21 protein-coding genes are annotated in these 22,625 nt (G+C 69.6%); 9 read left to right on the top strand and 12 right to left on the bottom strand.

Going from position 1 to position 22,625, the window contains the following annotated elements; translation table 11 throughout:
• Positions 1-45 precede the first annotated feature (45 nt).
• The 11 genes from ABTV91_RS00860 to hemN form a co-directional block, all read right to left on the bottom strand.
• Positions 46-645 (bottom strand): SCO family protein, encoded by a 600-nt coding sequence (locus ABTV91_RS00860; protein WP_433852764.1) that lies wholly within the window; start codon positions 643-645, stop codon positions 46-48.
• Positions 642-1,409 (bottom strand): formylglycine-generating enzyme family protein, encoded by a 768-nt coding sequence (locus ABTV91_RS00855; protein WP_433852763.1) that lies wholly within the window; start codon positions 1,407-1,409, stop codon positions 642-644. The genes ABTV91_RS00860 and ABTV91_RS00855 overlap by 4 nt, the downstream gene beginning before the upstream one ends.
• Before the next feature lie 15 nt (positions 1,410-1,424).
• Positions 1,425-2,498, bottom strand: coding sequence for a copper-containing nitrite reductase (nirK, locus tag ABTV91_RS00850; protein ID WP_433852762.1), 1,074 nt, complete (start codon positions 2,496-2,498; stop codon positions 1,425-1,427).
• 192 nt (positions 2,499-2,690) lie between these two features.
• On the bottom strand, positions 2,691-3,920 hold the full coding sequence (locus tag ABTV91_RS00845) for a hypothetical protein (RefSeq protein ID WP_433852761.1): 1,230 nt from the start codon (positions 3,918-3,920) through the stop codon (positions 2,691-2,693).
• Positions 3,917-4,186 carry a DUF2249 domain-containing protein gene (locus ABTV91_RS00840; protein ID WP_433852760.1) on the bottom strand — a complete coding sequence of 90 codons (270 nt, stop codon included), beginning with the start codon at positions 4,184-4,186 and terminating at the stop codon, positions 3,917-3,919. Before ABTV91_RS00840 ends, ABTV91_RS00845 begins: the two co-directional genes overlap by 4 nt.
• Positions 4,171-4,581 carry a SirB2 family protein gene (locus ABTV91_RS00835; protein ID WP_433852759.1) on the bottom strand — a complete coding sequence of 137 codons (411 nt, stop codon included), beginning with the start codon at positions 4,579-4,581 and terminating at the stop codon, positions 4,171-4,173. The genes ABTV91_RS00840 and ABTV91_RS00835 overlap by 16 nt, the downstream gene beginning before the upstream one ends.
• Positions 4,578-5,807, bottom strand: a complete 1,230-nt coding sequence (locus ABTV91_RS00830; RefSeq protein WP_433852758.1) for an NnrS family protein — start codon at positions 5,805-5,807, stop codon at positions 4,578-4,580. Before ABTV91_RS00830 ends, ABTV91_RS00835 begins: the two co-directional genes overlap by 4 nt.
• Positions 5,808-5,851: 44 nt before the next feature.
• Positions 5,852-6,016: a hypothetical protein gene (locus ABTV91_RS00825; RefSeq protein ID WP_433852757.1), complete on the bottom strand. Its 165-nt coding sequence runs from the start codon at positions 6,014-6,016 to the stop codon at positions 5,852-5,854.
• A 673-nt stretch (positions 6,017-6,689) separates the two neighbouring features.
• The gene (locus tag ABTV91_RS00820) at positions 6,690-8,966 is read right to left on the bottom strand and encodes a nitric-oxide reductase large subunit (protein WP_433852756.1); all 2,277 of its coding nucleotides are present in this window, start codon (positions 8,964-8,966) and stop codon (positions 6,690-6,692) included.
• Positions 8,967-9,876: 910 nt separating this feature from the next.
• A complete protein-coding gene (locus ABTV91_RS00815; RefSeq protein ID WP_273081154.1) occupies positions 9,877-10,632 on the bottom strand; it encodes a helix-turn-helix domain-containing protein in 756 nt (251 codons plus the stop codon).
• A gap of 19 nt (positions 10,633-10,651) precedes the next feature.
• Positions 10,652-12,055, bottom strand: a complete 1,404-nt coding sequence (gene hemN, locus ABTV91_RS00810; protein WP_433852755.1) for an oxygen-independent coproporphyrinogen III oxidase — start codon at positions 12,053-12,055, stop codon at positions 10,652-10,654.
• A gap of 264 nt (positions 12,056-12,319) precedes the next feature.
• Between hemN and ABTV91_RS00805 the strand changes: the two genes are divergently transcribed.
• From ABTV91_RS00805 to ABTV91_RS00765, 9 genes are all read left to right on the top strand, one after another.
• A complete protein-coding gene (locus tag ABTV91_RS00805; RefSeq protein WP_433852754.1) occupies positions 12,320-12,904 on the top strand; it encodes an RNA polymerase sigma factor in 585 nt (194 codons plus the stop codon).
• Positions 12,894-13,868 carry a FecR family protein gene (locus ABTV91_RS00800; RefSeq protein ID WP_433852753.1) on the top strand — a complete coding sequence of 325 codons (975 nt, stop codon included), beginning with the start codon at positions 12,894-12,896 and terminating at the stop codon, positions 13,866-13,868. The genes ABTV91_RS00805 and ABTV91_RS00800 overlap by 11 nt, the downstream gene beginning before the upstream one ends.
• A gap of 298 nt (positions 13,869-14,166) precedes the next feature.
• Positions 14,167-17,361: a TonB-dependent receptor domain-containing protein gene (locus ABTV91_RS00795; protein ID WP_433852752.1), complete on the top strand. Its 3,195-nt coding sequence runs from the start codon at positions 14,167-14,169 to the stop codon at positions 17,359-17,361.
• Between the two features lie 74 nt (positions 17,362-17,435).
• On the top strand, positions 17,436-18,560 hold the full coding sequence (locus ABTV91_RS00790) for an ABC transporter substrate-binding protein (protein WP_433852751.1): 1,125 nt from the start codon (positions 17,436-17,438) through the stop codon (positions 18,558-18,560).
• Entirely contained in the window at positions 18,557-19,627 is a 1,071-nt protein-coding gene (locus tag ABTV91_RS00785; RefSeq protein WP_433852750.1) for an ABC transporter substrate-binding protein, read from the top strand. The genes ABTV91_RS00790 and ABTV91_RS00785 overlap by 4 nt, the downstream gene beginning before the upstream one ends.
• 247 nt (positions 19,628-19,874) lie before the next feature.
• Entirely contained in the window at positions 19,875-20,795 is a 921-nt protein-coding gene (gene rocF, locus ABTV91_RS00780) for an arginase (protein ID WP_433852749.1), read from the top strand.
• Between the two features lie 127 nt (positions 20,796-20,922).
• Positions 20,923-21,075 (top strand): entericidin A/B family lipoprotein, encoded by a 153-nt coding sequence (locus ABTV91_RS00775; protein ID WP_433852748.1) that lies wholly within the window; start codon positions 20,923-20,925, stop codon positions 21,073-21,075.
• Positions 21,076-21,133: 58 nt separating this feature from the next.
• Positions 21,134-21,268 carry an entericidin A/B family lipoprotein gene (locus tag ABTV91_RS00770; protein ID WP_433852747.1) on the top strand — a complete coding sequence of 45 codons (135 nt, stop codon included), beginning with the start codon at positions 21,134-21,136 and terminating at the stop codon, positions 21,266-21,268.
• Positions 21,269-21,460: 192 nt separating this feature from the next.
• On the top strand, positions 21,461-21,682 hold the full coding sequence (locus tag ABTV91_RS00765) for a CsbD family protein (RefSeq protein ID WP_433852746.1): 222 nt from the start codon (positions 21,461-21,463) through the stop codon (positions 21,680-21,682).
• Positions 21,683-21,750: 68 nt separating this feature from the next.
• Here the strand turns inward: ABTV91_RS00765 and ABTV91_RS00760 are convergent, their stop codons facing one another.
• Positions 21,751-22,542 carry a hypothetical protein gene (locus tag ABTV91_RS00760; RefSeq protein ID WP_433852745.1) on the bottom strand — a complete coding sequence of 264 codons (792 nt, stop codon included), beginning with the start codon at positions 22,540-22,542 and terminating at the stop codon, positions 21,751-21,753.
• Positions 22,543-22,625: the final 83 nt, after the last annotated feature.

Here is a 22,625-nt window from a genome sequence, read left to right as displayed (position 1 = left end):
CGCCTGTGGCGATGGCGCGGCACCCGTCTGCCGCGATGTCCCGCCTCAGCGCTCCGCCAGCACCGCCTCGATGCCCGCCATCAGCGCCGGGTCGGGGACCATGCCCTGCACCTCGCTGCGTGCGCGCACGCGGCCGTCGGCATCAAGCAGCACCAGCACGCTGGTGTGGTTGATGCTGCCGTCCTCGCGGAAGCGGTAGCGCACGTCGAGCAGGTTGGCGAGGGCGCGCACGTCGCCTTCGGCCGGGCGCAGGAAGCGCCAGTCGTCGGGAGCGCGGTGGCGCTGCGCGATCTCGGCCAGCGCGGCGGGTGTGTCGCGCGCCGGGTCGAGGGTGAGCATGGCCACGTCCAGGCGCGCGCGCTGGTCGGCCGGCAGCTGCTTCTGCACGGCCTTGGCGTTTTCGATGATCAGCGGGCACATCAGGTGGCAGTTGCCGTAGAACATCGACACCAGCTGCGGGCGACCGCGCAGCGACGCCCAGGGCACGGACCGCCCGTTCTGGTCGGTGAGCGCGACCTGCAGGTGGTACAGCGACTGGCCGGGCAGGGCGGCAGCGGCCGGGGCGGCCGGCGCATCGGCGGCATGCAGCATGGCCGGCATGCCCAGCGCCAGGCCGAGAAGAAGGGAAACGACGGGTCTGTTCATGGCTGGCTCCTTGCGCAGCGGAAACCGAGATTGCCCAGGGTCGCCCCGGGCGGAAGCGCCGACAGCAGCACGAAGCGCTTGACCACGCCGTAGTCGCCCGGGTCGTTGAAGGCCATGGCGCTGGCGCCGCAGTAGCGCAGGGCGTCGCCGTCCTCCTGGCCGCGGCGGTCGCTGTCGGCCAGCAGCGAGGCGAAGTCCTCGCTCCATTCCCAGTGCGCGCCGTGCAGGGCATGGATGCCGTAGACGTTGGCCGGCGCGCCCACGGCGGCGTCGGGCGCGCGCGGGGTGCCGTCGTTGACCTGGCGCAGGCGCCAGGCGTGGTCGCCGCGCGCGTCGCGGCGGGTGGCGTCGGCGGCCGCCGCGTATTCCCATTCGAGGAAGGTCGGCAGGCGTGCCCGTTCGGCGCGGCAGTAGGCGTCGGCGGCGTACCAGTTCACATGGGTCACCGGCGCCTGCGGATCAAGGCCTTCGCCCGGGGCGTCGGCCCGCGCCCAGTGGCCCAGGTAGCCGGGGCTGGAGAACACGGCCGGCACGCGGTCGCGCTGCCATTGCGGGTTGCGCGCCACGAAGGCGGCGAACTGCGCGTTGCTGACCGGGCGCGCCATCAGCGAATAATCCGCCACGTCCCGCGTGGCGGATGTTTCCTCGAAACGCACGGAGGAACGGAACGGCCCGCCGGGGATGTCGCGGTAGCCGGCATCGGCCTCCATGGCACCGGCCGTGGCCGGTACCAGGAGCAGCAACAGGAGGAGCGTGCGTTCCATCTGCGTTCGCCTTGGTTACTTGTACTGGCTGCCCTGCGGCTCGCCTTCCTTGTAGTCGATGTCGTGCTGCTGGCCCGTGTAGATCTCCGGGTTCTTCTCGCCATCGACCTTGAGGATGCCCAGCGAGCCCTTGTGGAAGGTACGGAAGATGCTGTGGTCCACCAGCACGAAGTTGCCGGGCACGTCGGCCTTGAACTCGACGATGGCCGAGCCGCCCGCCGGGATCAGCGTGGTCTGCACGTTCTCCTGGTACTTCGTGCCGCCCTCGGTATAGACCTTGTCGAAGATCTCGCCGATGACGTGGAAGCTGGACACCAGGTTGGGGCCGCCGTTGCCGACGAACATGCGGATCGTCTCGCCGGCCTTGGCCGTCAGCGCCTTGTCGCCCTGCAGCGCATCGACCGAACCGTTGAACACGACGTAGGTCGGGTGTTCCTCGATGGCCTTCTCCAGGCTGAAGGGCTGCAGGCCCGGCTCGCCGTGCGCGCCTTCGGTGTAGAAGTCGCCCTGCACCACGTAGAACTCCTTGTCCACCGGCGGCAGGCCTTCTTCCGGCTCGACCAGGATCAGGCCGTACATGCCGTTGGCGATGTGCATGCCCACCGGGGCCATCGCGCAGTGGTAGATGTACAGGCCCGGGTTGAGCGCCTTGAAGGTGAACTGCGTTTCCTTGCCCGGCAGCGTGAACGTGGCTTCGGCGCCGCCGCCCTGGCCGGTGACGGCATGCAGGTCGATGTTGTGCGAGAAGTGCGAGCTGTGGTGGTTCTTCAGCTTGAACTCCACCGTGTCGCCCTTGCGCACGCGGATGAAGCTGCCCGGCACGGTGCCGCCGAAGGTCCAGAAGTTGTAGCTCACGCCATCGGCCATGCGCATGTCCTTCTCGACCATTTCCAGGTCGACGACGACGTGGGCCGGCGTCTTGCGCGTGATCGGCGGCGGCGCGAACGGCGGCGCGGTCAGCACGGCCTGGATCGTTTCCATGGGGGCTTCGGCGGCGGGTTTCTTCGCCGCGAAGGCGTTGCCGGCGAAGGCGGCGGCGATGGCGCCGGCGAGTGCGCAGGCGACGAGCGGATGTTGCAGGCGCTTCATGACACTTTCCCGTGAATGGCCTTTGGCCGATGGGTTCATGTTCCCGGGACGCCTGTCCGGCAGCGTTGATCCTGATCAATCCATGTCTGGCGGAAGGCCGGAAAACCGCTGCAACCGCGCACTGCTTGACTAATGTCAAAAGGCCGCCGGCCGGTCATCCGGCGGTCCCGCGACAGGGGCGCGGAAGGGCGCTCAGGGCCGCCAGGCCAGCGCCGACCGCCAGCAGCGCCACAGCGCCCAGGCCGCGCCGAGCCAGCCCAGCAGCACCAGCGCGCCGGCGATGCGCGCCAGCTCCGGCTGCAGGCAGGCCAGGACCAGCGACAGCGCGGCGACGGCATGCAGCCACCACACGCGCCGTTTGTGCGGCTCGGCGAACAGGCTGCCGACGCCGGGCACGCGCGTGCCGCGCGGCAGGCGCCGGCGCAGCTCGATCCAGGCCAGGAAGCCGGCGATCTCCATCAGCATGCCGAGCACCAGCGCGGGGAAGCCGACCGCCAGCACCAGCACGCCGGCGAGCAGGCCGCTGCCGGGCAGCGGCATCACCAGCGTCGCCGCGGCGAGCGCCAGGCTGCCCAGCGCCCAGAAACGGCGCAGCAGGGGGCCACGACGGTGCGGCGCGCGCTGTTGCAGGACGATCACCGCGGCGGCGAACAGCAGCAGCGGCAGCATCGGTCCGATGCGCGGCAGCGGCAGCGGCAGCGCGATGCCGACGCCGTCGGCGCCGGCCGCCAGCAGCACGCCGGCGAGCAGGACCAGCCAGCCCCACAACCACGTGGAAGGAACCGGTCGCGTGCCCTGCAGCATCGGCACGACCATCGTGCCCACCGCTGCCAGCAACCCCAGCACCCAGCCCAGCAGGCCGAAGCTGGCGTGCAGGCCGAGGAGCGGCCTGGCGGTGGGCGCCATCCAGCCCAGCCGCATCGCCAGCAGCGCCGCCCCGAGTCCGATCGTGGCCAGCAGCGCCGTGGCGGCCAGGCCGATGCCGCACCGCACCGCGCGCGCGCCGCTGCCGCGCACCACCGCGACCAGCACCGCGCAGGCGCAGGACGCCAGCGCGCCGACCAGCAACGGCGCGGCGACCAGGCCACAGGTCGTCGTGGTGCCGGCGATGGCCGGCAGCAGCAGGCCCACGCCGAGATTGAAGACCGCATGCAGCAGCGGAACGCCGCGCGCCAGCGGCAGCGGGCTGCACGCCGCCACCGGCAGGAACTGCACCAGGCTGCCGAGCATCGCGTTGCCCAGCACGCCCAGGGCGAAGACATGCGCCAGCGCGATGGTGGCCGGCGCATGCGGCGACACCAGCAATGCGTCGCCGCCGGCCAGCAGCCACGCACCGGCCAGCGCGCCCCAGAGCAGGGCGGTGGCGAGGAAGCGCAGCGGGTGCGACGGCGACGGCGCCTGGGCGAAGGCCAGCCCGCTCATGGCGCGGGCGGGGCGTCCAGCAGGTGACGGTCGGCGGCGTGGCAGATCACCAGGCAGGCGCCGTCGTCGGTGGCGCGCGCGTCGCAGGCGAACCCCAGCTGTTCCAGCATCGGCAGCAGCGGCGCCGGATACAGCGGCGTCAGCGCCACCAGCCGTTGGCCCGGCTGCAGGGTGTGCAGCCGGGCGAGGATGTGCTCCATCGGCTGCGGGGCCGGCAGGCCGCGCAGGTCCAGATGCAGTGCCGGAGGGTCTAGTTGCCCAGCCACAGCAGCCAGCCCAGCGGGTGATGGGCCCGGGCGATGCCATAGATCTGCACGAAGCACAGCAGCGCCGCGGCCACCAGCACCGCACGTGCGGCGCCGCCGCGCCCCGGCCGGAAGGCGGCCATGCCCAGCCCGACGTAGGCCAGCAGGAAGGCGATCTTCGCCCACAGCCAGCCGTTGGCGAACAGCCCGGCGGGCAGGATGGTCAACAGCATCATCGCCGCCGTCAGCAGCACGGTGTCGACGGTGTAGCTCAGGTAGCGCACCGCGGCCAGCCGCGGCCAGCGCATGCCGGCCAGCAGCGCCAGCGCCCGCAGCGCGAACAGCGTGCCGCTGGTCATCGCCGCGCTGATGTGGACCAGCTTGATGTCGGGATAGAAGGCCAGCATCGCGCTCATCCCGGCCGCCCGTCCGCGCGCGGCGCGAGGTAGATCCGGCCGATGCGCGTCACCCACGGCGCCAGCGCCAGCAGCCAGCCGAACGCGGCCGCCGCCTGCCACGCCAATGCGTCCGGCGCGATGTCGGCGACGATGCGCATCACCGCCACCGCCTGCAGCAGGCCGAAGGCCAACCACGCCACCTTCGGCATCACCAGCGCCCGCCCGGAATGGCCCTGCGTCACCCGCGTCACCATCGCCACCAGCAGGCTGCCGAAGAAGCCGATGAACAGCGCGTGCATCGGCGCGCGGCCCAGCACGAATTCGCCGCTGCCCAGGTAGGTGAAGCTCTGCACCAGGTACAGCGCGAAGGTGACCGGCAACCAGGCGGTGCCGACGAACAGCACCGCCAGCAGCCCGGGCATGCGTCCGCGCGGCCACCAGCGCCACACCGCCCAGCCGGTCAACAGCAGCAGCGGCACGTCGGCCAGCCACAGCCAGGCATAGGCGTGCACCAGCTCCAGGCCCAGGTGCGCCACCAGCAGCGCCCAGACCGCGCCCAGCCACGGCAGCGGCCGCCACGGGCGGTAGCCCGGCACGACGTTGCCGGCGAAGAACGGGAACATGCGGTGCGCCACGGTCACGTACACCGGCAGAAGCAGGCCGAAGCCGCCCAGCTTGATGCTGGCGAAGGCCCAGGCGGGCGAGGCGCCGAGCACGAAGGCGACGAACATCGCCAGCCCCAGCCAGCCCAGCACCAGCCCGGCGAAGCACGACCGCGCGTGCCAGGTGCGGCCTTTCTCGTCGGCCACCAGCCGGCCCAGGGTGAACAGCGCCGAGGTCCAGCCGGCCAGCGCCATCCACAGGCCAACGGTCAGCCCGGCCTGCCACCCGGCCGCGCCCAGCAGGATCGCCAGCTGCCCGCCCATCAGGCCCAGGCCCACCGGGACATAGCGCCAGCGCTCCAGCTCGGGCAGGCCCATCCAGCGCGGGAACACGGTCAGCAGGAACCCGAAGATGAAGCTGGGCAGCACCAGGTACTGCATCACGAAGGCATGCAGCCAGCCGGCGGGGATCGCCAGTTCCGGCATCGTCCAGCCGCCCCAGCGCGCCGCCGCCAGCCACAGCGCCCACCACAGCATCGCCAGCAGCACGTTGCCGGCGCCGACGAAGAACATCAGCCGGTGCGGGGCGTGGGCGAGCCAGGCGGGCGAGAGGCGGGGAGGGGGCGCGGCTTCGGTTTTCATGGGTGCAGCTTGCTACCGGGCGGGGGGCGGTGCCTTGACGTGGGTCAGGTTTGGGGCCGGTCGCGGGCCGGAGGTTGGCGGCTCTTGCTCTTGCTCTTGCTCTTGCGGTTGCTGTCGCTGTTGATCTTGCCGTTGCCCTTGGCATTTGACTTCCCTTGGCCGTAGAGCGAGCCGAGCACCGCAGCGGGACGAGGGGCGAAGAGGCGCACGTGTTTGAGCGAAGCGAGTTGTGCGCCGTCCCCTCGGCACGCGAGGAGCGCAGGGAACCGGCGGGCGCAGCCCGGCGGATCGCGTCCCGGCCCGTGTTTCTTTTGGCTATCTTTTCTTTGCACGAGCAAAGAAAAGTAGCTCGCGCCCCGAAGGGGAGCGAAAGCCTTTGATTCTGTTTCTGCCCTTGTTCTTGCTTCCCCTGGATGTTGTTGCCAAAGCGATAGGCAAAGGGTCAAGGCAGAGGCCAAAGGCAAAGCATGAAAGCGGAAGCTTGAAAGCAGAGCTTTCGCCCCTGCTTCGCAGGAGCGAGTTACTTCTCTTTGCTCGTGCAAAGAGAAGTAACCAAGAGAAACACGCCCCTGCCTATGCGCCCTCCGTGCTACGCACTCCGGGTCCACTCCGCCGACGGGATTTTTCTACGCGACATCCATGTCCCGTAGAAAAACGACGCACATCCATGTGCGTCGCCCTTCGGGTTATTCCCGCCGGCTCCGTCGCTGCGGAAGGGGACCCGAAAGTCAAATGCAAAGGCAAAAACAAAATCACGGCAACGGCAACGGCAACGGCAACAACAACAACAACAACAACAACAACAACGGCGTCCGGCCGATGTGCCCAAAAAAGAAGAGCCGCTTGCGCGGCTCTTCCCGTTGCATCGTGCGATGTACCCGATCAGGCCTGATCGGTCTCACCCACCGGCAGCGCCGCCGCCCTGCGCGGCGCCACCCACAGGCGGAACACGAACCAGGCCAGCGCCAGCGCACCCACGCTGAACAGCGTATCGGCCGGCACGCGCATCCACACCAGCATGTCCACGATCGGCTGCTGCATGAACTCGGCCGAGCGCGCGTACCAGTAGCCGTGCTTGAGCGCGGCGCTGAGCTGCAGGATGCCCAGCGGCAGCAGGGTGAACGCGGCCATGCCGGCCAGGCCCAGGTTCAGCGCCCAGAAGGCGGCCTTGAGCAGCTTCTCGTTCCACACCACGTTCGGCTTGAGGCCGCGCAGGCAGAACAGCATCAGGCCGATGCCGAGCATGCCGTACACGCCGAACAGCGCGGTGTGGCCGTGGGTCGGGGTCAGGTTCAGGCCCTGCATGTAGTACAGCGACAGCGGCGGGTTGATCAGGAAGCCGAACAGGCCCGCGCCGACCAGGTTCCAGAACGAGACGGCGATGAAGAACAGGATCGGCCACTTGTACTTGGCCATCCACGGCGTGGCCTTGCCCATGCGGTAGTTGTGGTACGCCTCGAAGCCCACGTAGGCCAGCGGCACCACTTCCAGCGCGCTGAAGCTGGCGCCCAGCGCGATGACCGCGGTCGGGGTGCCGGTGAAGTACAGGTGGTGCAGGGTGCCGAGCACGCCGCCGGCCATGAACACGATGGTGGCGAACAGCACGGCCACCGTGGCCGACTTCACCTGCAGCATGCCCAGGCGGGTGAACAGGAAGGCGATGACCGCCACCGCGAACACCTCGAAGAAGCCTTCCACCCACAGGTGCACCACCCACCAGCGCCAGTACTCGACCATCGACAGGTGCGTATGCTCGCCCCACATCAGGCCGGCCGCGTAGAACAGGCCGATGGCGACCACCGACAGGAACAGCAGGCTGACGATCGACTTGGATTCGCCGCCGTTCCTGATCGCCGGCCACAGCGCACGGCCCACCAGGGTCAGCCACAGCACCAGGCCGATGAACAGGAACCACTGCCAGAAGCGGCCCAGGTCCACGTATTCCCAGCCCTGGTGGCCGAACCAGAAGTTGTGCTTCAGGCCCAGCTTCTGCATCACCGCGAACCACTGGCCGGCGAACGAGCCGACCACGATCACGATCAGGCAGACCCACAGGAAGTTCACCCCCAGCCGCTGGAACTTCGGCTCGTGGCCGGAGATCGCCGGGGCGATGTACAGGCCCATGCCGAGCCAGGCGGTGGCGATCCACAGCACTGCCAACTGCGTGTGCCAGGTGCGCGTGAGCGAGTACGGCAGCACTTCGGAGATGGCGAAGCCGTAGGCCTGCTGGCCTTCGACCTGGTAGTGCGCGGTGATGGCGCCGAGCAGGATCTGGGTCAGGAACAGCGCGATCACCACCCAGAAATACTTGGCGGTGGCGCGCATCGACGGGGTGACCTTGATGGCGGCCAGCGGGTCGGTCTTCGGCAGCACCGGCGCCATTTCATCGCCGTGGTTGACCGCGTAGTGCCAGCCGAGCAGGGCCACGCCGGCGATCAGGAACAGCACGCTGAACACCGTCCAGATGAAGGCGCTCGGCGGGGCGGTGTTGCCGACCAGGTTGTCGGCCGGCCAGTTGGCCGTGTACGTGATGTCCGAACCCGGACGCTCGGTCACCGACGCCCAGGCCGCCCACCAATAGAAGGCGGTCAGTTCGCGGCGGTGCTCGGCGTCGGGCACCGTGTCGTTGCGCATGGCATAGGCCTCGCGCAGCTCGGCGGTGGCCGGGTCGGCCGAGAACAGGCTCTGGTAGTGCGCGCCGACCGTGGCGATCGCTTCGGCGCGGTCGTTGTCCACGACGATCGTGCCGTCCACGGCGTCATAGGTGTTGGGACGCAGCAGCGCCTGCACGCGCTTGGCGTAGGCGGCCTGGGTCGCCTCGTCGAGCTGCTTGTGGTTTTCCGCGCCGGCCTCGCGCCTGGCCCAGATGTCCAGGACGGCCTCGGCCTCGCGGTGCAGCCAGTCCGCGCCCCAGTCGGGGGCGACGTAACCGCCGTGGCCCCAGATGGAGCCCAACTGCTGGCCGCCGATCGACTGCCAGACCTGGCGGCCGGTTTCGATGTCCTTGCGGGTGAAAATGACCCGCCCGTCCTCGGTTACGACCTTTTCGGGCAGAGGGGGGGCCTGGCGATGGACCTCGCTGCCGACCCATAGCAGGACGGCGAATGAGGCGATGAGCAGGGCCGCCAGCCCTACCCATAGCTTGCGTGTGGAATTCATGATGCGGCTCTCCTGGGAATACGGCCGCATCATCGGCGGGGCTGCCGGGGGGCTCCATGACGCAGGTCAAGCGTGGGGGCGATTGCGGTCTCGCGGCCCGGTGAGCCGGCTGTTGCTGTTGTCGTTGCTGTTATCTGTTTTGCCTTGGCTTTTGACTTCCGGGTCCCCTTCCGCAGCGACGGAGCCGGCGGGAATAACCCGAAGGGCGGCGTGCATGGATGCACGCCGTTTTTCTACGCGACATGGATGTCGCGTAGAAAAATCCCGGCGGCGGAGTGGACCCGCGGCACGCAGTGCCGTGGGCGCGTAGGCAGGGGCGTGTTTCTTTTGGCTATCTTTTCTTTGCACGAGCAAAGAAAAGTAGCTCGCGCCCCGAAGGGGAGCGAAAGCTTTTGATCCTGCTGCTGCCCTTGCTCGGGCTTCCGCGGGGTCGACAGAGCGAACGATCCGGGTACCTGTGTCAAAGCGATAGCCATAAGGCCGGTAGGCCGAGCCAGAAGCAAGGCAAGAAGATAGAGCGTTAGAGCAGAGCTTTCGCCCCTGCTTCGCAGGAGCGAGTTACTTCTCTTTGCTCGTGCAAAGAGAAGTAACCAAGAGAAACACGCCCCTGCCTCCGCGCCCTCCGTGCCTGCGGCACTCCGGGTCCACTCCGCCGCCGGGATTTTTCGACGAGACATCCATGTCTCGTCGAAAAACGACGTGCATCCATGCACGTCGCCCCTGCGGGGTCTTGTCCGTCGGCTCCGTCGCTGCGGAAGGGGACCCGGAAGTCAAAAGCAGAGGAACAGCAGCAAAATCACGGGCAACGGCAACGGCAACGGCAACGGCAACGGCTGCAATGACAAGAGCCCGCACGGGGCGGGCTCCAAGGGGGCTTCGGGATGCGCGGAATCCGTACCGCCAGGCGGACTCAGTCGCGCAGGACCGCCAGCGCCATCGCCTCCAGCCGCGGCAGGTCCAGGATCTCCACGTCGCGCTGCTTGATGTGCAGCAGCCCCTCCTGCTCGAACCGGCGCAGCACCCGGCTCACCGTCTCCGGCGCCTGCCGCAGGTAGTTGGCGATATCGGTGCGGGCCATCGTCAGCTGGAACCGGCGCGGCGAGAAACCGCGCGCGGCCAGGCGCCGCGACAGGCCGATCAGGAATGCGGCCATGCGCTCGTCGGCGCTGTTGTCGCGCGCGAACAGCGAGGCCACGCCGATGTCGCGGCTCATCAGCTTGAACAGGTGCTGCTGCAGGTTGGGCAGGCGCGTGGCCAGCAGGGCGATGCGCGGGAACGAGAAACGGCACAGCATCACCGTGTCCAGCGCCACCGCGTTGCACGGGTAGCGGTCGCCGTGGATCGCGTTCAGGCCGATCACTTCGCCGGGCAGGTGGAAACCCAGCACCTGCTCGTGGCCGTTGCGGTCGGTTTGGTAGGTCTTGACCGTGCCGGCGCGGACCGCGGCGATCGCGCCGAACGGGTCGCCCTCGCGGAACACGTGCTCGCCGGCGCGCAGTGGACCGACGTGTTCGACCAGCACGTGCAGGTCGGCCAGCGCGCCCTTGTCCATGCCCTCGGACAGGCAGGCCTGGGAGAACGCGCAGGTGGAACAGAACGTCAGGGCGTCGCCGTCGTCGGCGACGATGCGCGCGTCGGTGCGCGGGAAGACCAGCGGCGAACTCATTCGGGCACTCCCGTCGGGGTCACACCGTACGCGAGAAGCGCGGTGTCGCGGCGGCGGTATCGGCGGTGGGCAGATGGTTGTCGAAGCACATGGCGATGATACGCAACAGCAGCCGCCCCCGCGAGGTGGCCCGCAGGCCGTCGGCGGACAGCTCCACCAGCCCGTCCACGCGCAGGGCCTGCAGGCGCTGCAGCGCCGTGGCGAAGTAGCCGGCGAAGTCGATCACGTGGCGCCGTTCGATGTCGCGGTAGTCCAGGGCGCCGTCGCACATCAGGCGCTGGATCACGTCGGCGCGGATCACGTCGTCCTCTTCCAGGCGCATGCCGCGCCACACTGGTAGGTGGCCGCGGTCGATGGCCTGTTCCCAGCTGCCAAGGTCGCGGGGATTCTGGCTGAAGCTGGGGCCGATGTGGCTGATGGCGCTCACGCCCAGGCCGATCAGGTCGCTTTCGGCGTGGGTGGTATAGCCCATGAAATTGCGGTGCAGGCCGCCGTTGCGCTGGGCCACCGCGAGGCTGTCCTCGGGCAGGGCGAAGTGGTCCATGCCGATGTAGACGTAGCCGGCCTGGCCGAGCCTGTCGATCGCGCACTGCAGCAGGCCGAGCTTGGCTTCGGGGCTGGGCAGTTCGCTGGCGTCGATGCGCTGCTGCGGGCGGAACATCGACGGCAGGTGCGCGTAGCCGTAGATCGCCAGCCGGTCCGGGCGCGCCTGCAGGGTGATGTCCAGGGTGCGCGAGAAGCCTTCCGGGCTCTGCCGCGGCAGGCCGTAGATCAGGTCCACGTTGACCGAGCGCAGGCCATGCCGGCGGCAGGCGTCGATGATCGCCAGGGTCTGTTCGACGCCCTGGATGCGGTTGACCGCGCGCTGCACCTCCGGGTCGAAGTCCTGCACGCCCAGGCTTGCGCGGTTGAAGCCGGCCGCGGCCAGTTCGCCGACCTGGTCCGGGGTGATGAAGCGCGGGTCGAGCTCGATGGAGCAGTCCAGGCGCGCGGCCGGGGCGAAGGAGAAGTGCCGGCGCAGCACGTCCATGGCCTCGGCGATCTGCGCCGGCGCGAGGAAGTTGGGGGTGCCGCCGCCGAAGTGGACCTGCTCGACGTCGCGGTCGCGGTCGAACAGCGCCGACATCATCGCCATCTCGCGGTACAGCCGGGTCAGGTAGGCCGCGCCGCGCGCGGTGTCGCGGGTGATGATGCGGTTGCAGCCGCAGTAGAAGCAGGGGCTGGTGCAGAACGGGATGTGCAGGTACAGCGACAGCGGGCGCGGGATCGGGTCGCCGTTGCTGGTCGCCGCCATCTCGCGCAGGTCGGCTTCCTGGAACCCGGGCGTGAACTGCGGCGCGGTCGGGTACGAGGTGTAGCGTGGCCCCGGCGTGTCGTAGCGCCGCAGCAGCTCGGGATCGAACAGGGGAGACGGAGTGGCCATTGCGCCAGACTAGGCAGGCCGCGCCGGGTTGTCCTTGACGTGGGTCAACCGCGCCGCGCCCGCGGCGTGGGGGGGGCTGGACCCGGGCCGCAGGGATGGGGGGGGACGCCCTGTCCGTCCAGTCCGGCCGGGGTTTGCGGGCGGGGAGTGGCGGAAGCCTGTCGCCCGTGCATCCCATCTGATGGAATGGGCTTCCGGACGGGGAATGGACATGGCGGCAGTGCGGCGGTGCGACTACCCGATACAGCGCGGGCGGGGCGGAACATGAACGCGCCGTTCCTGCGCGAGCGCGCCGGCTGGCTGTCGCGCAACGTCCTGCCGCACGAGCCGATCCTGCGTGGCTGGCTGGTCCGCCACGTGCGCAGCCATGCCGACGTCGACGACGTGATCCAGGAGTGCTACGCGCTGCTGATGTCGATGGAGGACGTGGACCATATCCGCGACGCGCGCAGCTACCTGTTCGTGACCGCCAAGTCGGTGATCCTGCAGGGGCTGCGCCGCGCCAAGGTGGTGGATATCGAAAGCATCGGCGAGATCGGGCGGCTGGAGATCGCCAGCGACCTGCCCTCGCCCGAATCGCACGCGTCCGGCGTGCAGGAACTGCGCTACCTGGAGCACTGCATCGGGCAGCTGCCCGAACGCTGCCGGGAGGTGTTCATGCTGCGCAAGATGAAGGGACTGCCGCAGCGCGACATCGCCGTGCGCCTGGGCATCAGCGAGAACACCGTGGAAAAACACATGGTCAAGGCACTCAAGTACCTGGGCCAGGCATTGGCCGTGGACCGATCGACGACAGGCCGCCAGGACAGGCGCGTCCCTGGAGGAAAGGAGGCAACCCGTGAGAAATGAGATCAATGCGGCCGCCGCCGAATGGGTGGCGCGCGAGGACGCCGGCACGCTGTCGCCGGCCGAGGCCGCGCAGCTCGCGGCCTGGCTGGCCGCCGACAGCCGCCACCTCGGCGCGTACGGGCGCATGCGGGCGATCATGTCCAGCTGCGACCGGCTCTACCGGGGCGAACACGTCCCCGGGCCCGCCAGCGCGCCGGCCGTGCGGCCGCGCGCGCGCGTCTGGGCCTGGCGCGCCGCGGCGCTGGCCGCCTCGCTGGCGCTGGTAACGGTGGCGGCGCTGCGTTTCCTGGACGACGGCGCCGATACCTACACCACGCGGATCGGCGAGATCTCGCGGGTCGCCCTGGAGGACGGTTCGCTGGTGACCTTGAACACCGACTCGCGCGTGCGCGTGCGTTTCGACGAAGGCCACCGCGACATCGAGCTGCTGCGTGGCGAAGCCATGTTCGACGTGGCCAAGGACCGCCAGCGCCCGTTCGCGGTGACCGCCGGCGGCACCCGCGTCGTCGCGGTGGGCACCAGTTTCAGCGTGCGGCGTTCGCCGGCCAGGGTGAACGTGCTGGTCCGCGAGGGCGTGGTCAAGGTCGACGAGGCCGAGCAGCCGGTACTACGCCTGCAGGCCGGCGACAAGGCGTCGCTGCCCGAGCGCCGGGCGCCGGTGGTGGCGCGGGTGGACGCGGTGGAGGTCCATCGCGAACTGGCCTGGCGCGACGGCATGATCGCCTTCAGCGGCGAAACCCTGGAAGAGGTGGCGCGCGAGTTCGCGCGCTACAACACCCTGCGCATCCGCATCGCCGACCCGGACGTGGCCGGTCTGGAAGTGGTGGGCATGTTCTCGGCGACCGACCCGATCGGCTTCTCGCGCGCCGCCGCGCAGAGCATGCACCTGGACATGGCGCTGGGCGAAAACGAGATCGTGCTGCGCCCCCGGCCGAAGAAGAAGGCCGCCGCCGGCAGCCACTGACGGCGCCTGCCGGCGCCGCGCGGCGCGTGTACCGGGGTGGCCCGCGCCCGCGTCCATGCCAATGCCGCCGGCCGGGGAAGGCGGGCCGATCGACCCCGTCGGCGGTGGCCGGCACCAGAACAAAAATATTTCAGTCAGCGGTGGCGGAACGCCATCTTCCCTGCATCCCATTTATCAGCCCCTGTCGCTGCGCCTCCATGTCGAACACGTGGAGGAAGGGTCGGACGTCACGCTTCATCCTTCTCCATACGCCATGCCCGCGCCAGGCGCGGGCAGCGGCCCTCCTGCAAGGTGAGACATGAACCACCGGAAAAGCACGCTGTTCAACGCCATCTCCTTCGCGCTGGTCTCGGGCGCCTCGCTGGTCTCGTTCTGCGCCGTCGCGCAGCAGCGGGACTTCAACATCCCGGCCGACGCGGCGGCCAAGACCCTGCCCGAGTACGCGCGCCAGGCCAACGTGCAGATCGTCGCCCCGGCCAAGGGCCTGGAAGGCGTGCGCACCGCGCCGATCTCCGGCAACCAGGACGCCCGCGCCGCGCTGCAGGCGCTGCTCAGGGGCACCGGCCTGAAGGTGGTGCGCGACGACGGCACCGTGGTCACGCTCAGCCGCGAGGACGACGCGCAGGACGAGGAAGCCGAACCTGCCGCCGCGCCCACCCGCGGCGACGTGCACGCCCAGGTCGAGCCGGCGGCGGTGGCCGCGCCCGAAGCGGGAAACGCACGCACGCTGGACGCGGTGCAGGTCACCGGCTCGCGCATCATGCGCACGGTCGACGTTGAGACCGTCCAGCCCATCGAAACCATCTCGCGCGAGGACGTGGACCGCTCCGGCCTGCGTTCGGTCGGCGACCTGCTGCAGTCCTCGCCGGCCGCGGGCGCGCCGGCCGCCAGCCGCACCCGCGTGCAGTCGGACAGCGAGGAGGCCGGCGGCACCTACATCGACCTGCGCAACATCGGCGCGCAGCGCACCCTGATCCTGGTCAACGGCCAGCGCCTGGGCACCACCACCGGCGGCTATGCCGACGTGTCGCTGATCCCGTCGGCGACGGTGGAGCGCGTGGAGATCCTCAAGGATGGCGCGTCGGCCATCTACGGTTCGGACGCGATCGCCGGCGTGGTCAACATCATCACCCGCCGCGGCTTCGACGGCGGCCTGGCCAATGCCTACTTCGGCCAGTACTCCGAAGGCGACGGCGCCACCAAGTCGGCCGACCTGTCGTGGGGCATGAAGCGCGACTGGGGCTGGCTGAGCGGCACCCTGCAATACACCGACGAGGACCCGGTGTGGGCCTCGGACCGTCCGTACAGCGCCTTCCCGAGCACCGTGCGCCACCCCACCACCGGCCTGTCGGCGATCAACCAGCACGGCACCCTCATCGATCCGACGCTGGGCTCGCTGACGGTCAACGCCGGCGCCGACCCGCGCAACATCGCCAACTACCACCGCACCGCGGTGTCCGACTACGCCAACGTCACCGAGCAGCAGACGCTGAAGACCGGCATGGAGCGCAAGTCGGCCTTCGTCGACGGCGGCTTCGAGATCAACGAACGCCTGCTGCTGCGCGGCAGCGCGCTGTACAGCGTGCGCGACACCTTCCGCAACATTCCCGGCTACCCGTACCAGTCGCGGGTGTGGGGCGCGATGAACGCACCGCTATCCATCGACAGCTACTACAACCCGCTGGGCAACCAGAGCGGCGTGGCCAATCCGCGCGCGGTGAACTACCAGCGCCGTACCTGGGAAGTGCCGCGCTCGGGCAACAACAAGGTCACCACCGTGCGCGCCAGCATGATGCTGGAAGGCAACTTCGACTGGGGCGGACAGACCCTGTACTGGGACGCCGGCTACCTGTTCAACCGCCTGCGCACCGACAAGACCGGCACCGGCGACCTCAACCTGCGCAACGTGCAGCTGGCGTCTGGCCCGTCGTACTACAACACCGCCACCGGCCGCGTGGAGTGCGGCAGCGCGGCCGCGCCCATCGCCTATGGCAGCGGTGCCGGCCAGTGCGTTCCGTGGAATCCGCTCGCGCCCTACGGCGGCAGCTATGGCGGCACGCTGGCCGATCCGGTGCTGCGCGCCTTCCTGGTGCCGGACAACCTGGACCGCGGCGAGACCCGCACCCGCAGCTTCACCGCCAACCTGAGCGGCACGATGTTCGCCCTGCCGGCCGGCGACCTTGCCTTCGCCGTCGGCATGGAAGCGCGCACCGAGGAAGGCACCTTCACTCCGAGCCTGCAGAAGCAGCGCGGCGAGACCACCAACTCGCGCAAGGCCCCCACCCGCGGCGACTACCGCGCCAACGAGGTCTACGCCGAGCTGAACATCCCGCTGCTGCAGGACCTGCCGTTCGCGCGCTCGCTGAGCCTGGACGTGGCCTCGCGCTACTCGGACTACGACGTGTTCGGCAGCACCACCAACTCCAAGGTCGGGCTGGAATGGCGCCCGAGCGACGAGCTGCTGGTGCGCGCCAACTGGGGCCAGGGCTTCCGCGCGCCGACCATCAATGATCTGTTCGGCGGCGAGCAGGACTTCTTCCCGGCCTACACCGACCCGTGCGACAGCCGCTTCGGCGTGGCCCGCACGTCGGCGGCGTGCCTGGCCGCGGTGCCGGCCGGCTACCGCCAGGTCGCCGCCGGCGGCGTGCCGGCCGGCAGCCCCAACGTGCAGTCCAACCTGGCCTTCATCTCCGGCTCCAACCCGGACACCAAGCCGGAGACCTCAACCACCACCACCGTCGGTTTCGTCTACAGCCCGCAGTGGGCCGACGGCCTGGGCATCACCCTGGACTGGTGGAAGATCGACATCCAGCACGCCATCGTGCAGAACACGCCCACCGACATCCTCAACGACTGCTACGTGAGGAACGTCGCCAGCGCCTGCGGCGCGTTCAAGCGCGACCCGGTCACCGGCGAGATCACCACGCTCAACTACGCCTTCACCAACGCCGGCTGGCTGAAGACCTCCGGCGTCGACCTGGGCCTGCGCTACCGCCTGCCGTCGATGGCGATCGGCGACATCAAGCTGGAGTGGAACAGCAGCTACACCAGCTACCGTGACATCAAGAGCAACGACCGGGCCACGACGCCGGTCAACCACACCACCGGTTTCGGCGCCAATTTCCGCCTGCGTTCCAACTTCACCGCCGACTGGTCGCGCGGCATGTTCGGCGCGATGTGGCGCGTGCGTTACTACTCCGGCATCAAGGAGGCCTGCGCGTTCGACCTGGGCGGCGGCCCGGAATGCGACAAGCCGGATTTCGTTTCGCCGTATACCGGCCGCCAGCCGCTGCGCACGGTCGGGCCGACGGTGTTCAACGACCTGCAGCTGCGCATGACCCTGCCCTGGGACGGCATGGTGATGCTGGGCGCGAACAACGTGCTGGGCAAGGTCGGGCCAACGCTGTACTCGCGTCCGAACAGCGATTTCTCCTACTACGGCGGCTTCGATCTGGGACGCCTGGTCTACATGCAGTACCAGCAGAAGTTCTGATCGTGCCGGGCGGGAGCGCTGCTCCCGCCCGCTTTTCATCCGCTTTACCCGTACATGCAGCAAGGGAGTACACAGTGGACAAATCCAGACGTGGTTTCTGTACGGTGCTGGGCACCGCGGCGATCCTCTCCTCGGCCGCCGGCGTGCTGGCGCCGGCGCAGGCCGCCGCGCGCGCCGCGGACAAGGCCAAGGCCGGCACCGCCACGACGGCAGGCGGGCAGCGCCTGAAAGTCAGGCTGCTGATGAACTCGGCCCTGTCCGGCCCGCACGCCTTTTTCTGCCTGGCCCATGAGCGTGGCTATTTCGCCGACGCGGGTCTGGACATCGAATTCGCCGCCGGCGACGGCGCCGCCTCGGTGGTGCCGCGCATCCCGCAGGAAGGTTTCGACGGTGGTTACGGCGACCTGTGCGCGCTGATCAAGCTGGCCGGGCTGCGCCCGGACAACTGCCCGGTCGCGGTGCACGTGGCCTTCAACCAGACGCCGCTGACCATCGGCGTGCGCAAGGATGGCCCGATCCATTCGCCGAAGGACCTGGAAGGCAAGGTGATCGGCGGGCATCCGATCGACGCCGCGATCGAGGTGTTCCCGGCCTATGCATCGGTCGCGGGCGTGGATGGGTCGCGCGTGTCGATCCTGCGCTCGACCACCAGCATGACCACGCTGGGCGAGGACGTGCTGGGCGGCCACACCGATGGTGTGTTCGGCTTCGTGCACACCATCATCGCCGCGCTGGCGGCCAAGAACATCGACGGCCGCGCCGGCCTGCGTTTCCTCGAATACCGCGACCTGGTGCCGGACATGTACGGCAACGCGCTGATGCTCACGCCGACGTTCCTCAAGGAACATCCGGACGCGGCGCGCGCGCTGGTGGCCGCGGTCAACCGCGGCATCGTCGAGACCCTGGCCGACCCGCAGGCCGCGCTGGAAGCCACCCGCAGGATGGCGCCGAAGTTCGCCGACCATGTCGACGGCCCGCGCCTGAAGGGCACCCTGGAGGTGGAGATGGCGCATCCGGAAGCGCTGAAGATCGGCATCGGCGACATCGACGACGGCCGCCTGCAGCGTTCGATCCAGCTGATGGCCACCTCCTGCCGCCTGCCGCGCACGCCGAAGCCGGAGGAGATCTTCACCCGCGCCTACCTGCCGCCGCTGGCCGAACGCGCGCGTCCGCGCATCGCCGGAGGGAGCCACGCATGAAGCCGACGATGATCGCCGCCGCGATGGCTGCGCTGCTGGTGCTGGCCGGCTGCGGACGCAACGACGCGCCCGCTGCCCCGGCCGCCGCGGCGCCCGCGCAGCCGGCCGCGCCGCACAAGCTGCGCTTCCTGCTCAACTCCGGCTTTTCCGGCGCCAACGCCTGGTTCCTGGTCGCGCAGCAGCGCGGCTACTTCCGCGACGAGGGCATTGAGGTCGAGTTCACCGACGGGCGGGGTGCCTTCACCGCGGCCGGGCGCATGGTCGAGGAGGGCTTCGACGCCGGCTACGGCGATATCCAGGCCACCTACGAGCAGGCCGCGTACAAACCCGGGCAGGCGCCGGTGGGCGTGTACATGGTCATGGACGTGTCGCCGTCGGTGATCATCCTGCCGGTCGCCTCGCCGGTGAAGGAACCCACCCAACTGGCCGGCAGGACCATCACCGGCCACGGCACCGACGTGGCGCTGAACACCTTCGAGCAGTTCGCCTCCAAGGTGGGCCTGGACCCGAAGGCGGTGACCATCGTGCCCAACCCCGGCAACTGGAAGGTGCTGATCGGCCTGCTCGACGAGCACAGGTCCGACGCACTGTTCGGCTATTCCTCCACCAGCACCGCGGCCATCGCCACGGCCGGCGGCAAGGTCGAGGAACGGCTGCGCTTCTTCCGCTTCCGCGATGCGGTGCCGGAGCTGTACGGCAGCGCGCTGATGGTGTCGCCGAAGCTGCTGCACGAGCAGCCGGAGATCGCCCGCGGGCTGGTGCGCGCGGTCAACCGCGGCGTCATGGACACACTGTGCGAGCCGCAGGCCGCCATCGACATGCTGGTCGCGCACAACCCGGACGAAAGCGCCAAGGTCGAGCTGGGCCGGCTGATGGACACGCTGGACGACATGGGCGGGCGCGAGCGCATCGCGCGCGACGGCGTCGGCGACATCGACCCGGCGCGCATGCAGGCCGGCCTGGACCTGACCGTCGCCCAGCGCCAGCTGCCGCGCAGGCCGGAACTGGGCGAAGTGTTCGACCGCAGCCTGTTGCCGGAAGCGGCCGAACGCCGCCCCTGCCTGTAATCCTCCGTCCGGCGTCGCCAGTCCGGCGCCGGCGGGCAGCGCAAGACTCTCTCCCCCTGGCCCGCCGCTTCCCCGGCGGGCCTTTTTTTGCCGCTGTCCCGGGCGGCACGCCGCCGGGCAGCCGATGGCGGTTTCTCCGGCACGCGGGCGCGGTGGGCGGGCCTGCGCCGGCGCCAAGCTGCTGCGTTGCCGCAGGCGGCTGTCATCCGCGCTCGCTAAACTGCTTTCATTTGCAACGGAGAAAGCAATGGCCACTCATCGTCCCGTTTCGCTGATCGGCGTGCCCACCGACGTCGGTGCCGGCCACCGCGGCGCGCGCCTGGGACCGGAGGCGCTGCGCATCGCCGGCCTGCCCGAGGCGCTGGCCGCGCGCGGGGTGGACGTGCGCGACGTGGGCAACCTGCAGGGGCCGCGCAATCCATGGACCGGTCCGGTGGACGGCTACCGCCACCTGGACGAGGTCGTGGCCTGGAACCACGCGCTGATGGAAGCGACCCATGCCGAACTGCGCGACGGCCGCCTGCCGATCATGCTCGGCGGCGACCACTGCCTGGGCATCGGCTCGATCACCGCGGTGGCGCGCTGGTGCCGCGAACAGGGCAAGCAGCTGCGCGTGCTGTGGCTGGATGCGCACTCGGATTTCAACACCTCCGACGTCACGCCCTCGGGCAACATCCACGGCATGCCGGTGGCCTGCCTGTGCGGGCTCGGCCCGGACGCGCTGACCCGGCTCGGCGGCGACGCGCCGGCGATCTCGCCGCAGCAGGTGCGGCAGATCGGCATCCGCTCGGTGGACCAGGACGAGAAGCGCCTGATCAAGCAACACCAGGTGGATGTGTACGACATGCGCTACATCGACGAGAGCGGCATGAAGCGCACCATGGAAGCGGCGCTGCACGGCATCGACGCCAACACCCACCTGCACGTCAGTTTCGACGTGGATTTCCTCGACCCGAGCATCGCCCCGGGCGTGGGCACCACGGTGCCGGGCGGGGTGAATTACCGCGAGGCGCAGTTGGTGATGGAGATGATCGCCGACACCGGACTGATGGGCTCGCTGGACATCGTCGAGCTCAACCCGCTGCTCGACCGCCGCAACCGCACCGCCAAACTGGCCGTGGACCTGGTCGAGAGCCTGTTCGGCAAATCCACGCTGATGCGCGATTGACGCCGGCGCGACCTCGCTGAACCCGGGCCGGCGGCGTTCACGCCCGCTGCACGTGAATGCCGCCAGATTCCTCTCCACACGCGGCATCGCCAACCGGCAGCCGCCAGTCGAGCAGAGGAGAAACCTGATGAAGCGAGTACTGATGCTGGCCCTGCTGGGAATGTTTTCGGCCGGAATGCTCAGCGCCTGCAACACCGTCGCCGGCGCCGGCAAGGACATGCAGAAGGCCGGCGAGAAGGTCGAGGACAAGGCCCAGGACTGCAGCGACGGCAAGTGTTGATCCCCGCCGCGGCCCGTCCGGCGCCGCGCCATACCCACGAGCCACTCAGGAGAAAGACATGAAGCGCATGGTTGCCCTGATGATGCTGTCGCTGTTCTCGATCGCAATGCTGTCGGCCTGCAACACCGTGGCCGGCGCCGGCAAGGACGTGCAGAAGGCCGGCGAGAAGGTGGAGGACGCAGCCAAGCGCTGATGCCCGGCGATTGGCGGAAACGGAAGAGGCCGGCGCATTCGCCGGCCTTTTTCGTTGTGCGGCCCGCGCAAGCTGAAGCGCCATTCAAGAAAGTCAGCGGCTCTGCACGAATCGTCGATGCGGCGCCAACATCGGCGACGGCATGCTGGTCGTGCGGCGGAGCTGCCGCCATTCCCCCGAAAGGAGACACGCATGAACAAAGACATCATTTCCGGCAAGTGGAGCCAGCTCAAGGGCAAGGCGCAGGCCAAGTGGGGCGATCTGACCGACGACGATCTCCAGGTGGCCGAGGGCAATGCCGAATATCTGGCGGGCCGCCTGCAGGAGCGCTACGGCTGGGCCAAGGACCGGGCCGAGAAGGAAGTGCGCGATTTCCAGGATACGTTGCACCGGGACTATCCGGACTGGCGCTGATCCGGCGCGGGTCACCCCTGCAGCATCCCGACGGGCCGCATCACGCGGCCCGTTCTGCATGCGCGCGATCAGCGCCCGCGTGCCGGCGGATCGGGCACGAAGCCGCCGGGAAAGGCGCGCGGCGCGGGATGCACGCGATGGCGCGGCAGGATGCCCAGCGCCACCAGGCGCGCACGCGTGTCGTAACGGATCTGGCCGACCTGGACGGGCGCGCGGCTGGCGCGTTCGAAGCGCGCGGCGTGGCTGATCGAGCCTTCGCGCCCGCCGTGGCCGGTGCCGAGCTGCTGGCGGTCGCGGACTTCGCCGCGCGCGCCCGATGCTTCGGCGGCCATCGCGCGGTCGGCGCGCGCATCCTGCGCGATCACCGGCGCCGGCCGCCGCGGCATCGGCGCCGGCGCGATGTAGGCCGGGCGCGCCTCACGGAACACGGCGATGCCGACCACGCCGACGTTGTCCGGGCGACCGGTACGGCTGGCATAGCTGTCGCCATGGTCGGTGAATACGAACTGCGCCACTTCCGCGGACGACTTGCGCCAGCCGGTGATCTCGCTGTCCTGCCACGGCTCGAGCACGTAGCCGGCCTGGTCGGGCGCGGCGGTTACGCCGCTGATGGCATTGACCCCGTCCACCGACAGCACCACCAGCACGCGTTCGCCGGTGAGGTTGCGCAGGCGCACGGCATAGCGGTGGCCGGGGGCGCCGGCCACCCAGCGGTCGGCGCGGTGCGGGTACTGGTCGAGCTCCTCGCCCGTATCGCGGTCGACCAGCGACAGCGCCACCGGTCCGCTCGAAGGGGGCGGCACGGCGCGGAAGCCGCACAGGGCCAGGACGGTCAGCAGGCAGGCGGAAAGGCGGTACATGGCGGGCTCCTTGGCGGGGGACGAGGCCATGAACGGACGGGCGCGGGCGGCGGGGTTGGCGCGCGGCGGTTACACTGGGCCGG

The sequence above is a fragment of the Stenotrophomonas nitritireducens genome (genome assembly GCF_050984405.1).
GTDB lineage: Bacteria > Pseudomonadota > Gammaproteobacteria > Xanthomonadales > Xanthomonadaceae > Stenotrophomonas > Stenotrophomonas nitritireducens_B.
The sequence above is the reverse complement of the archived record's forward strand: the minus strand, read 5'-3'. Positions and strand labels throughout refer to the sequence as shown.